The 12,186-nt window shown below is 62.6% G+C and carries 16 protein-coding genes and 1 pseudogene; 15 read left to right on the forward strand and 2 right to left on the reverse strand.

What is annotated here, in order from left to right; translation table 11 throughout:
* From EN745_RS18125 to EN745_RS18190, 14 genes and pseudogenes are all read left to right on the forward strand, one after another.
* Positions 1–274: pseudogene (locus EN745_RS18125) on the forward strand (ABC transporter ATP-binding protein); the annotation flags it as partial.
* Entirely contained in the window at positions 274–1,170 is an 897-nt protein-coding gene (locus EN745_RS18130) for a branched-chain amino acid ABC transporter permease (protein ID WP_189363079.1), read from the forward strand. The pseudogene EN745_RS18125 and the gene EN745_RS18130, both read left to right, overlap by 1 nt.
* Positions 1,171–1,172: 2 nt before the next feature.
* A complete protein-coding gene (locus EN745_RS18135; protein ID WP_127421912.1) occupies positions 1,173–2,228 on the forward strand; it encodes a branched-chain amino acid ABC transporter permease in 1,056 nt (351 codons plus the stop codon).
* A gap of 84 nt (positions 2,229–2,312) precedes the next feature.
* Positions 2,313–3,653 carry an ABC transporter substrate-binding protein gene (locus EN745_RS18140; protein WP_126056345.1) on the forward strand — a complete coding sequence of 447 codons (1,341 nt, stop codon included), beginning with the start codon at positions 2,313–2,315 and terminating at the stop codon, positions 3,651–3,653.
* Between the two features lie 71 nt (positions 3,654–3,724).
* Positions 3,725–4,516, forward strand: coding sequence for an ABC transporter ATP-binding protein (locus tag EN745_RS18145; protein WP_127421913.1), 792 nt, complete (start codon positions 3,725–3,727; stop codon positions 4,514–4,516).
* 23 nt (positions 4,517–4,539) lie between these two features.
* Positions 4,540–5,787, forward strand: a complete 1,248-nt coding sequence (locus EN745_RS18150; protein WP_127421914.1) for an SfnB family sulfur acquisition oxidoreductase — start codon at positions 4,540–4,542, stop codon at positions 5,785–5,787.
* Positions 5,788–5,894: 107 nt separating this feature from the next.
* Complete coding sequence (gene msuE, locus EN745_RS18155; protein ID WP_127421921.1) at positions 5,895–6,455, forward strand: FMN reductase; 561 nt, start codon at positions 5,895–5,897, stop codon at positions 6,453–6,455.
* A 569-nt stretch (positions 6,456–7,024) separates the two neighbouring features.
* Positions 7,025–7,330 (forward strand): DUF982 domain-containing protein, encoded by a 306-nt coding sequence (locus EN745_RS18160; protein WP_127421915.1) that lies wholly within the window; start codon positions 7,025–7,027, stop codon positions 7,328–7,330.
* A gap of 18 nt (positions 7,331–7,348) precedes the next feature.
* Complete coding sequence (locus EN745_RS18165; protein ID WP_245482216.1) at positions 7,349–7,636, forward strand: DUF982 domain-containing protein; 288 nt, start codon at positions 7,349–7,351, stop codon at positions 7,634–7,636.
* Between the two features lie 267 nt (positions 7,637–7,903).
* A complete protein-coding gene (locus tag EN745_RS18170) occupies positions 7,904–8,380 on the forward strand; it encodes an Hsp20 family protein (RefSeq protein WP_127310912.1) in 477 nt (158 codons plus the stop codon).
* Positions 8,381–8,474: 94 nt separating this feature from the next.
* Positions 8,475–8,984 carry an Hsp20/alpha crystallin family protein gene (locus EN745_RS18175; protein ID WP_127421916.1) on the forward strand — a complete coding sequence of 170 codons (510 nt, stop codon included), beginning with the start codon at positions 8,475–8,477 and terminating at the stop codon, positions 8,982–8,984.
* Between the two features lie 435 nt (positions 8,985–9,419).
* Positions 9,420–9,731 (forward strand): DUF982 domain-containing protein, encoded by a 312-nt coding sequence (locus EN745_RS18180; RefSeq protein WP_127421917.1) that lies wholly within the window; start codon positions 9,420–9,422, stop codon positions 9,729–9,731.
* A gap of 341 nt (positions 9,732–10,072) precedes the next feature.
* Entirely contained in the window at positions 10,073–10,282 is a 210-nt protein-coding gene (locus tag EN745_RS18185; protein ID WP_348630964.1) for a hypothetical protein, read from the forward strand.
* Between the two features lie 83 nt (positions 10,283–10,365).
* The gene (locus tag EN745_RS18190) at positions 10,366–10,689 is read left to right on the forward strand and encodes a DUF982 domain-containing protein (RefSeq protein ID WP_127421919.1); all 324 of its coding nucleotides are present in this window, start codon (positions 10,366–10,368) and stop codon (positions 10,687–10,689) included.
* On the opposite strand, the gene EN745_RS18195 is transcribed toward EN745_RS18190, so the two are convergent.
* Together EN745_RS18195 and EN745_RS18200 are read right to left on the reverse strand one after the other, a co-directional pair.
* Positions 10,673–10,951 (reverse strand): usg protein, encoded by a 279-nt coding sequence (locus EN745_RS18195; protein WP_126059229.1) that lies wholly within the window; start codon positions 10,949–10,951, stop codon positions 10,673–10,675. The genes EN745_RS18190 and EN745_RS18195 overlap by 17 nt on opposite strands.
* 23 nt (positions 10,952–10,974) lie before the next feature.
* Positions 10,975–11,316 (reverse strand): hypothetical protein, encoded by a 342-nt coding sequence (locus tag EN745_RS18200; protein ID WP_127421920.1) that lies wholly within the window; start codon positions 11,314–11,316, stop codon positions 10,975–10,977.
* A 335-nt stretch (positions 11,317–11,651) separates the two neighbouring features.
* Between EN745_RS18200 and EN745_RS18205 the strand changes: the two genes are divergently transcribed.
* Complete coding sequence (locus tag EN745_RS18205; RefSeq protein WP_127404937.1) at positions 11,652–11,966, forward strand: co-chaperone GroES; 315 nt, start codon at positions 11,652–11,654, stop codon at positions 11,964–11,966.
* Positions 11,967–12,186 lie beyond the last annotated feature (220 nt).

A 12,186-nucleotide genomic window follows, 5' to 3' on the forward strand; every position in this document is an offset into this window, starting at 1 on the left:
GCTTTTGCTCGACGAGCCGATGGCCGGCATGACCGCCGGCGAAAAGATCGAGATGGCCGCCTATGTGCGCGCCGCGCGCGACCGCTTCGCCACCACCGTCGTGCTGATCGAGCACGATGTCGGCGTCGTCATGGGCCTTTCGGACCGCATCGCCGTGCTCGACTACGGTCGCAAGATCGCCGACGGCACACCCGACGAGATCAGGAACGATCAGCGCGTCATCGATGCCTATCTCGGGGTCGCCTCCGACAATGAGGATGGGGCAGGCATATGATCGGCGATTTCGACTACCAGTTCTTCCTCGAGGTGCTGACCGGGGGGCTGCTCTCAGGTGTCATGTACTCGCTGGTCGCGATCGGCTTCGTGCTGATCTACAAGACGTCCGGCGTGCTGAACTTCGCGCAAGGGGCGCTGCTGCTCTTCGCGGCTCTGACCTTCGTCAGCCTCGTCGAGCGCGGCGTTCCGTTCGCGCTGGCGCTTGCTGTCACCTTCGCCATCATGGTGGCGCTCGGCATCGGCATCGAGCGCGCGGTGCTGCGGCCGCTGACCAACAAACCGCCGATCACGCTGTTCATGGCCACGCTCGGCCTCTCCTACATCATCGAGGGCGCCGCCCAGCTCATCTGGGGCACACAGGTACACGGACTCGAGCTCGGCATCGAGGACGTGCCGCTGGAAGTCGGCGGCGTGCTGATCAGCCAGTTCGACATCTTCGCCGCCGCCGTGGCCGCCGCCATGGTGCTGCTCTTGTCGCTGTTCTTCCGCTACACCCGCATCGGCTTAAGCTTCCGCGCCGTCGCCGACGACCAGTTCGCGGCACTTGCCGTCGGCCTCAGGCTGCCGCTGATCTGGGCGAGTGTGTGGGCCGCGGCCGGCCTTGTCGCGCTGGTGGCCGGGCTGCTGTGGGGCGCCCGTCTCGGTGTCCAGTTCTCGCTGTCGCTGGTGGTGCTGAAGGCGCTTCCCGTGCTCGTGCTCGGCGGCTTCGATTCCATCGTCGGCGCCATCGTCGGCGGGCTCTTGATCGGCGCCAGCGAGAAGCTCGCCGAGGTCTATGTCGGCGACTATTTCGGCGGCGGCATCGAAAGCTGGTTCGCCTATGTCGTCGCGCTCGTCTTTCTGCTGATCCGTCCCTCCGGCCTGTTCGGCCAGAAGCTTGTCGAAAGGGTCTGACCATGAGCGCGATCGCAACCGAATTGCCCGCAGTCGAATTGTCCACGGACGCAGGCCTGCCGAAATGGCTGGCGCCGCTGATCCTCGTCGCCTTCGCCTACACGGTCGTGCCGCTCATCGGCGGCTCCTATCTGTTCGAGGCGATCCTGCTGCCGTTCCTGGCGCTCAGCCTGGCGGGCGTCGGGCTGAACCTCCTCACCGGCTATGCCGGCCAGGTGTCGCTCGGCAGCGCTGCCTTCATGGCGGCAGGCGCTTTCGCGGCCTATAATTTCAACCTGCGCATCGAAGGCCTGCCGCTCGTCGCCAGCATCATCCTCTCCGGCCTCGTCGCCGCCGCCATCGGCATCGTCTTCGGCTTGCCAAGCCTGCGACTCAGGGGCTTCTACCTGGCTGTCTCGACGCTCGCCGCGCAGTTCTTCGTGCAGTGGGCGCTGACCAAGTTCAGCTGGTTCTCCAACGACTCGGCCTCGGGCGTCATCGACGCGCCCAGGCTCTTCATCGCCGGCTTCGAGTTCGAAGGCGCGGTCGGCCGCTATCTCTTCGCGCTCACGATCGTCGTCATCCTGACCTTCCTCGCCTACCGGCTGGTCGAGTCGCAGACGGGGCGCAATTTCATCGCCATCCGCGACAACGAGACGGCGGCACGCATCATCGGCATACCGGTGCTGAAGACGAAGCTGCTCGCCTTCGCCATCTCGTCCTTCATCATCGGCGTCGCCGGCGTCATCTGGGCCTTCGCCTATCTCAGGACCGTCGAGCCGGCCGGCTTCAATCTCGACCGCTCGTTCCAGATCCTGTTCATCATCATCATCGGCGGCCTCGCTTCGATACGCGGCGCGTTCCTCGGAGCGGCGCTCATCGTGGTCTTTCCGCTGGCGCTGTCGCGCCTCGGCAATTTCCTGCTCGGCGACGTGTTCGATTCAGGCGTGCTCGACATGAGCCAGCGCATCGTGTTCGGCGCCCTGATCATCCTCTTTCTGATCCTGGAACCCGATGGGCTGGTCGCCCTGTGGGACAGGGTCCGAAGACGGCTCCTGCTCGCCTGGCAATCGAGCTAGCCGGCTCGGGGCAGCGGCCCCGACCAACCAGACATCGGAAAATGAACCAAGGCCGAACAAGGCCAAACCGGGAGTACCTCAACCATGACCTTCCTAACCACAGTAAAGGCAGTCGCGCTGTCGGCGGCACTGGCCGTGTCGGTGGCCTTGCCGGCCGCCCACGCCGACGAGCAGTATTTCCCGCTGCAGAGCTATCGCGTCGGGCCCTATGCGGCCGGTGGCACCGGCTTCTTCGGCGGCTTCATCGACTATCTCAACCTCATCAACACCCGCGACGGTGGCGTCAACGGCGTCAAGCTGACGTGGGACGAGTGCGAGACCCAGTATGAGGTCGAGCGCGGCGTCGAGTGCTACGAGCGGCAGAAGAGCCATGCCGGCGCCGCTGCCTGGAACCCGCTCTCGGTCGGCATCGCCTACGCCATGATCGACCGCATCACTTCGGACAAGGTGCCGCTGATCACGGTCAACCACGGCCGCACCGACTCCACCGACGGGCGTGTGTTCCCTTACGTCTTCCCGCTGCTGCTCAATCCCTACAGCGAGACGTCCGGCATCGTGAACTACATCGCCTCCAAGGAAGGCGGCATCGACAAGCTGAAGGGCAAGAAGATCGTCGTGCTCTATCACGGCTCGCCCTATGGCAAGGAGACGATCCCGATCTATGAGCTGCTGGCGCAGAAATACGGCTTCACCGTGCAGCAGATCGAGGTGCCGCATCCCGGCAACGAGCAGCAATCGCAATGGCTGACGATCCGCCGCGCCAAGCCGGACTTCGTCGTCCTGCGCGGCTGGGGCGTGATGAACCCGGTGGCGCTGAAGACGGCGGTGAAGGTCGGCTATCCCGTCGACCACATCATCGGCAACGTCTGGTCGAACTCGGAAGAAGACGTCATCCCCGCCGGCGACGCCGCCAAGGGCTACACCGCCATCACCACGCAGGCCTCCGGCAACAGCTATCCGGTGGTCAAGGAGATCGTGAAGACCGTCTACGACGCCGGCAAGGGCAACCTCGAGGACAAGTCGCGCATCGGCTCGGTCTATCACAACCTCGGCATCGTCAACGGCATCCTCAATGTCGAAGCCATCCGCATCGCGCAGGAGAAGTTCGGCCATCGCACGCTGACCGGCGACGAGGTCCGTTGGGGCTTCGAGCATCTCAAACTCGATCCGGCCAAGGTCGAGGCGCTCGGCGCCAAGGACCTGTTCCACTCCATCAATGTCAGCTGGGATAATCACGAAGGCGAAGGCTACGTGACCTTCCAGCAGTGGGACGGCAAGAAGTGGAACGTCGTCTCCGACTGGATCGCCCCCGACTGGGCGCTGCTGCGGCCGATCATCGAGAAGTCGGCCGAGGCTTACGCGGCGGAGAAGGGCATCAAGCTGCGCACAGCCGCCGATGCCGACGCGGTAGCCGCTACCAACTGATCCACTCGAGCGGGCGCCGGACCAGGTTCCGGCGCCCGGTCACTTCATTTGCAACAACCGGGAAAGACGCGATGCCAGGCAATGACGTCATCCTTGTCGTGGACACAATCCACGCCACCTACAACCACGCCATCACCGCGCTGCACGGCGTCAGCTTCGAGCTCAGGCGCGGCGAGATCCTGGCGCTGCTCGGTGCCAACGGCGCCGGCAAGAGCACGACGCTGAAGGCGGTCTCCAACCTCCTGCCCGCCGAGCGCGGCCAGATCAACGCCGGCGCGATCCGCTTCGAAGGAAGCGACGTCACCCGCCGCAAGCCTGGCGACCTCGTGCGCGCCGGGCTTGTCCAGGTGCTGGAGGGGCGCCACTGCTTCAAGAGCCTGACCGTCGAGGAGAATTTGGTCTCCGGCGGCATCGGCCGCAGCGGCCGGCGCGCCGAGATCAACCAGGACCTCGAACGGATCTACGGCTTCTTCCCGCGGCTGGCCGAGAAGCGCCGCACGCTTGCCGGGCTGACCTCGGGCGGCGAGCAGCAGATGACGGCCATCGGCCGGGCGCTGATGTCACGCCCCCGCCTGCTGGTCCTCGACGAGCCGTCCATGGGGCTCGCGCCGCTGGTCGTCCAGGACATCTTCCTGGCGCTGAGGAAGCTCAACCGGGAGGCCGGCCTGTCGATCCTGGTCGCCGAGCAGAACTCGGCCGTCGCACTCAGATATGCCGACCACGCCACCGTGCTCGAGAACGGGGTTTCCGTCCTGTCCGGACCGGCGGCGGAGCTGCGCCAGCGCGAGGACGTGCGCGCCTTCTATCTCGGCCAGCAGGCTTCGCCCGCCGCGCCGGCCGTCCATCTTCATGCCGTCGCCTGAACCGAAATCCGAAGGAGAATGAAATGACTGTGTCCAACGTCAAGACCGACAAGGCCGCGGCCGCCGTGCCACCCGTCGCGCGGCCAGCCGAGCCGGCGCACATCATCAAGGACGACGCCGAGGCTATCGCGGTCGCCCAGAGGCTCGCCGCCGAATTCGTCAAGGACTCCTCCCGGCGCGACCGCGACCGGGTCTGGCCCGTGGCCGAGCTCGATCAGTTCTCGCAGAGCGGCCTGTGGTCGATCAACGTGCCGAAGGCGTTCGGCGGCCCCGAAGTGTCCTACGCGACGCTAGCCAAGGTGATCGAGATCATCTCGGCGGCCGACTCCTCGATCGGACAGATCGCGCAGAACCATCTCGGCGTCGTCGCCGCCATCCGCACCGTCTCCGACAAGGACCAGCAGGCAGTGCTCTTTCCCGAAGTGCTGAAAGGCACGCGGTTCGGCAACGCCTTCTCGGAATTCGGCTCCAAGCGCGCCGCCGATTTCGAGACACGCTTCACCGACGCCGGCGACCACGTCGTCGTCAATGGCCAGAAGTTCTATTCGTCCGGAGCGCTTCTGGCGCATCTGGTGCCGATCGTGGCGCTCGACGATGAGGGCCGCGCCTGGTACGCGATCGCCGACCGCGGCGCGCCGGGCCTGACGGTGATCGACGACTGGTCGAGCTTCGGACAGCGCACGACGCTGTCGGGCACGGTCATCATCGACAACGTCAAGGTGCCGAAGACGCATCTCGTGCCCGGCTACAAGGGCTATGACAAGCCGACCGCCGACGGCGCCATCTTCCAGATCATCCAGGTCGCGGTCGACACCGGCATCGCGCAGGCGGCGATCGACGAGACGGTCCAGTTCGTCCGGACCAAGAGCCGTGCCTGGATCGACAGTGGCGTCGACAATGCCTGGGACGATCCCTACACCATCCAGGCCATCGGTGATCTGACGCTTCGCCTGCACGCCGCGCAGGCGCTGCTGGAAAAGGCCGGCCACGCCATCGACACAGCCGTCGCCGAGCCGACCGCCGAGACGGTGGCGCACGCCCAGGTCGTCACGGCGGAGGCGAAGATCCTGTCGACCGAGATCGCGATTGCGGCGACGAACAAGCTGTTCGAGCTTGCCGGAACGCGCTCGACGCTTGCCGAGCACAATCTCGACCGGCACTGGCGCAATGCCCGCACCCACACGCTGCATGATCCGGTGCGGTGGAAATATTCGATCCTCGGCAAGTATTTCCTCAACGGCGAGAAGCCGCCGCTGCACGCCTGGAGCTGAATCGCGCCGTTCCGTCGAGCCCGTCGGCGTCGACCAAGTTTCCCCAAGCGGCGGCCCCGCCGAGCCGCCTACAGATCAATCCAGGAGCCACCCCGGAGTCCGCCCCAATGTCAAATCCAGCAATCGTCGGTTTTTCCGGCAATATCACCCGCCCGTCGAAGACGCGCGCCTTCGTCGACCTCATCGTGCAGGACATCGCCACCCGCCACCGCCTCTCTTCCAGAACCTATGACATCGATGATGTCGGTCTGTCGTTGGGCACCGCCAAATGGGCGCGTGACCTCGACGCGCGGGCGCAGGCGATACTTTCAGACGTCATTGCCGCGGACGTGCTCGTCGTAGGCTCGCCGACCTACAAGGGCAGCTATACCGGGCTGTTCAAACATTTCTTCGACCTGATCGATCCGTCGGCGCTGAGAGGCAAGCCGGTGGTTCTCACCGCCACCGGAGGCGGCGAGCGCCATTCCTTGATCGTCGAGCATCAGCTCAGGCCGCTTTTCGGTTTCTTCGAGGCTTTCGCGCTGCCCACAGCCGTCTACGCGACCGACAAGGACTTCACAGATGGCGTGCTGCGCTCCGAACTGATCCTGAAACGGGCGGCGCAGGCTGTTGATGAAATCGCGGTTCTGCTCATTAATAAGTCCGGAGTCAGAATAGCAGCGGAATAGGCATGCAGCGGTGCTGCAGCGGCTAGTAAGTCTCGCTTTCCTAGCCGACGCTAGCGCACCTTTACAGTCTCGGACAAGCCGGGCGCATAGGGCGGATGCAAGGTCGCTTTGTTGCCGATCATCTGGAAAAACGGACGTTCCGTTGCGGCCCCTCGCAGCCTTTAATAATGCTCGGCCGGAGCCGCTGAAGGGGGTGAGGGCTATCGACGTCAACCGCGTCGAAAACACGGGAACCTGCCTATCCGTGTCCGATTTGTGTGCTTCGAAAATCGCATAAAAGGCAGTGTGAAACGCGGGCTGGAGGCCAGGCATTTGTTCTTGGCTCTTTCGTTAATGGAATGGACTACCTACCGGCAGATACGCTTGGCGAGTCGTCGGCGCTCATCGGCACACCCCCGCGAACTCGCTTGCGACATTATCGAGAGCTAGGTTCCCAGAAATTTTTGCGACTGTGATCATCCGGTCTTGACGCTGGAAATCGACCTTCACATATTTTTCGCAGGTCGCCGCCGTTCGTTGGGGCGACCATCGTCAACAACCCGAAATCGTTCAAAGAATTGGAGGTTTCTATGAGCGAGAGAACATTCGAAAGCCCTTTGTTCGTGAGAGCCGCGGAAGGTCTCATTCAGGAAATAGCCTGCCTTGAGGAAGCCTTCGATTTCCTCGATGAATGGCCTTCGCACCGGCGCGGAGTGATCTATGAGACCGCTAAGCGGGCATGCTGCCGCGCCTTCGACGGCAGCGTGCCTTTGAAAGTCGCCCGCGACGCGTTCGCCGGCTTTGCCCGGTCGGTGAAAATCCTCGAGGATGGCGCCACGGCGATGCCCTGGATGGCCGGCGCGAAGATGGGCCAGACCGGCGGCATTGCCGCCTGACTGTTTCGGAGGGAGGAAATGATGCTTTCCCAGCCTTTCGAAAAGCCCGTTCGCGTTTGGGTCGGGCTTGGTTTTCCGCGGCAATTGAACTCCGTTGTCGATGCCTACCAGTTCGTCACGGATTGGTGTGGCAACAGTCCGGAGCAAAAGGCGGCGATCCGCGCCTGCAAAGCCGCGCTGGCCGGCGACATCGACGCAGAGACCGCGCGCGGCATTCTTGTGCGGTTCGCTAGGAAGAAGGACATCCTGGTGGAAGACGGAACGATGACGCCAGTCAAAACCACGGGGAGACCGTTGCACGTCTGATAAGCAATCGACCTCGGGGCGACGGCCATTCGGCCGCCGCCCCGCATCGCCAGCCGCAATGCGCCGCAATCCCGTGGCGCGGCATAGTCTTGAAAATCGTCCCGAGCGGACTAAGCAGGCAGACTGCCTTTCAGACCTTGAATGGCGAAATCGCCTAACTAAATCGTAAAATGCCGGAGGCCCATTTCGGGACCGGCCTGTCGGACGGATGCAAGAAAGCGTCCGACAGCAAGCTTGTACCCATGTTGCTCAAAGGAGGATGTGGCTATGAGAAACACTTTCGACTTCACCCCCCTGTTCCGGTCGGGCATCGGCTTCGACCGAATGTTGAACGCGCTCGAAGCCGCGAGCCGTGTGGAGACAGTCGACAACTGGCCTCCCTACGATATCGCCAAAAAAGGGGAGGACGACTACCGCATCACCATGGCGGTGGCCGGCTTCTCGCAGGATGAGCTGGACATCACCCAGGAGCACAACATGCTCATGGTGTCCGGCCAGAAGCCCGCGGAAGACAATGCCGAATACCTGCACCACGGCATTGCCGAAAGGGCCTTCCGTAGACGGTTCGAACTGGCTGACCATGTCAAGGTCGTGAACGCCAGCCTTGTGAACGGTCTGCTGACGATCGATCTCAAGCGCGAGATTCCTGAAGAGATGAAGCCGCGCCGCATCGAAATCGGTAGCGTCAAGGCAAAGCCGAAAGCCGAGGCGAGGCAGATCGAGGCCGACACCCAGGCTGCCTGACGCTGTCCGGTGACCGACTGGACAAGGCGCCGGACGATGGGCCCGGCGCGCCGGAAAGTATTGTAATCCATGACCGAACAGAAGGAGACGACATATGAGTGTCCGTGATCTTATTCCGTGGAGCCGTGGCAATGGCGACCAGCTTCCGAGCGTCTTTCGAGACAATGATCGCGATCCATTCCTGTCCTTGCATCGCGAGGTGAATCGATTGTTCGACGACGTGTTCCGTGGCTTTGATTCCAGCCTGCCGGCCTTTAGCAGGGCTTCTTCCTTCGGCGGCGGCTGGCCGAGCGTCGAGATTTCCGACGGCGAGAAGGCGGTCAAGGTGACCGCCGAAGTACCCGGTCTGGAGGAGAAGGACATCGAGGTCCTGCTCGACGATGGCGTGCTGACGCTGAAGGGCGAGAAGCGCTCGGAGATGGAAGATAAGGACAGGCAGTTCTCAGAGCGCTACTACGGCCGCTTCGAGCGCCGTATCCGCCTCGGTTACGAGGTCGAGCAGGACAAGATAGACGCCCGCTTCAAGAACGGTGTGCTGACGGTCACGCTGCCGAAGACCGCGAAAGCGCAGTCCCAGGCCAAGCGCATCGAAATCAAGCACTGAGGCAGTTGGGGCGGCGGCGGATTGAGCCGCCGCCGTCCTTCGCCAATCGGGGAGGGACTGCAGAACGCCACGCAGATCGCATCGGAACTGTCACGCGGCAAGGGCATGGTCGTTGTCTTCGTGACAGGAAGCCCAGACCAGATCCTCCACCCTCGGCTCAGGGCGGCAAGCTGCGAGCCAAAGGAAAATGAATTGGGGGCGCGGCTAGCCGGCACTGCGGATTTCTTCGGACGGAGGGTCATTGAATCGGAAGCCAGTCAAACCGCCGCGGAAGGGTGGAAACCCGGTGTGCCACTCTCTTGAACTCACAAGAGGCACTTCCAATATTTTTTCCGTGACGAGAGCGCCCATCGCGTCAGAGCGGAAATTGTGCCTTGCACGGCTATTCCCGCTGAATGGGTCTCGTATGCGCTCCACGGCCAGAAGGAGGTTGCTATGGAAAGTGGAACGTTCAAGCAGCCGATTTTTGTGAGGGACGACGGCTTCGTTCTCCGAAGGATCGACTGTGTTATGGATGCCATAGAGTTCCTTGAGGAATGGCCGGTCGAAAGACGTGGCCTTCTTCACAACGCGGCATCTGAAACGTGCTGTTCCGCTTACGACGGCGGGAAGTCTGTCGAGGCGGCACACAAAACCTTTACGACTTGGGCTCGCAGGGTCGGGGTTATCGAGGATGTCCCCGTGGCGCCGTCATGGATGACAGGCCCGAAGATCGGCGCGGACCACTCTTTGCAAACTGATGCCTGAAATTCGCAGCGGCGGTCTCCGTACCGCCGCAGCATCCGGTCGATCGCGAAAAGGATCAGTACAAGCGGAGAGCGACATGGCCTCGGATCTCTCTGATCATCTGAAACCACGACGAAGCGCCAGTCCTTGGAGCGCTGGCTGGGGATGCGAGTTGGCAAGGAAGAAATTGCCCCCGCCAGATAGGCTTCCTGCCGATGCGGATCGGGACCGGGCGACCAGCCCATGGATGCGATGTCCTGTAGCAGCTAGCCATACGCCCTTGACCCAGATGGCGTCGAGGATGCCATCGAGAAGCCCGTGGTGGCGTCCGTTTCCGGACATGGACGGAGGAAACGATGATAATGACACGTAAGGACGTTGTCTCGGTCCTTGGGCCGATCGACGAAACGCTCATCGCCGATATCTTGTCCACCGGCGCCTCGTTCGAGGAACTCAGTGAGGCCTGGGCCTGGCTCAACGGCGATGAGGCGCTGATGGGCGAAGGACGGCCGCTGCCGGGCACGCGCGTCGCCGAACTGATCGACCTCCTTGATGCCGACAAGGACGATTGAGCGCTCCGATGCGGCAAGAGCTCCTTGGCGCCCCGAGCAGGACGATTGCTTGCTGGCAAAAGACATCAAAAACGGAGGAAGTGATGAACGACGTTCGTTTTCCCGAACCTGTTACCCTGGAATTTTCCCCCGCCTCACGCAAGGTCGCCAGCAGCTTCGAGGCACTGGAATGCCTGGACCAGCAGTGGCCCCATTGGGCGCGCGGAGGGAGTTGGCGTGCTGCCGCGCGCGCCTGCCGCGACGCGCTGGACGGATGGCGCAGCGCACGCGATGCGCACAAGGCCTTCCTCAGGGCGGCAAGGCGGGCTGGGTTGGTTCTGCCGGCAGCGCGCGCTCCTCGCAAGTCAAGCCAACCACGGATGATCGGCGCCCTGCGGCCCGAGATGAGCTTTATTGGATGGCAATGACCCCGTCCACGGCGCGCCATTCCGACGGCTTGATCAGCCGGTGGTGGGCGACGCGCACGGAGTGCAGCGCGCCGTCCAGCTCGCTTTCCCAATAGTCGAGAAAGCCTTTCAGCTCCGGGAAGTTCGGCGCAAGATCGTATTCCTGCCAGACATAGAGCTGAAGCAGGCTCGGGTGGTCAGGAAAATGGTAGTGGATTTCGGCCGTGGTCAGGCCGTAGCCTTCCATCTGCAGGCGGAATTCCCTGCTGACCGCAGTGACCATATGCGTCTCCTTGACTTACGACATCAGGCGTCCAGGCGGTCAGACATGTGCCTGTGGCCACTCTCAGCCGGGATCGGGCGGTTTGCGTCGTCCAACCGGCATAGGGCATCCATGATCTGATCGAAGGAGATCGTCTGCTCGGCTCCCGGCGGTCGGCGCAGCGTCGGAACGGATTCCACCGCGCAGGCATCCGAGGCCCAGGATGAGAGGATCGCCCGCTTCTCCTGAATGTCGAGCGTATCCTCCTTAAGGACGTCGTCTGGATGGGTGAAATGGCGCGCCGGCGACAACAAACGGTCGAGCGCGAGGTCGGATGTTTCGGGAACAAGAGAAAGGTTGATCGGCTTGGGATTGTGTCGGTCCATCGTGGTCCTCCGTCTTTCCAAAAGCTCCTTTGTCAGACTCCGGTTTGACGCCATCGCCGGCGGCGAAGGCTTGGATTATCTTGTTCCTTCGTCGGGAAAATTCAAGCGGGAATGCGCGGCTGTAATCCAAATTAGCCACATGTTTTCATGGCACTAGCACTCGATTGGTGCGAGTGCCAAAAAATTCTGCCGAACCTCTTGAAACCGAAAAGTCGCAGAACTAGCTCGATATGCGCGCGATGCCCGCGAGGGGTCACCGCACCCCGCACCGATCCGATATTGCCGGTCCGGTGTGGAGGAACCTCAAAAATCTGTTTGTCCAGAAGGAGAACGATATGGCGTTCCGTCCATTGCATGACCGTATCCTGGTCCGCCGCATCGAGGCCGATGAAAAAACGGCCGGTGGCATCATCATCCCCGACACCGCCAAGGAGAAGCCGCAGGAGGGCGAGGTCATCGCCGTCGGACCTGGTTCGCGAGATGAGAGCGGCAAGCTCACGCCTCTCGACGTCAAGGCGGGCGATCGCATTCTGTTCGGCAAGTGGTCTGGCACTGAAATCAAGCTCAACGGCGAGGACCTGCTCATCATGAAGGAAAGCGACGTGATGGGCGTGATCGAGAATGCCGCGGCGGTCAAGAAGGCCGCCTGACCGGGGCTTCGATAGAACCCTCAATCAAGTCAATGAAAAACTGCCCAGACACGGAGTAATCCAATGGCTGCAAAAGAAGTCAAATTCCATTCCGATGCCCGCGAGCGCATGCTGCGCGGCGTCAACATCCTCGCCGACGCGGTGAAGGTGACCCTCGGCCCCAAGGGCCGCAACGTCGTCATCGACAAGTCGTTCGGCGCCCCGCGCATCACTAAGGACG

It is taken from the genome of Mesorhizobium sp. M4A.F.Ca.ET.022.05.2.1, from assembly GCF_003998845.1.
GTDB lineage: Bacteria > Pseudomonadota > Alphaproteobacteria > Rhizobiales > Rhizobiaceae > Mesorhizobium.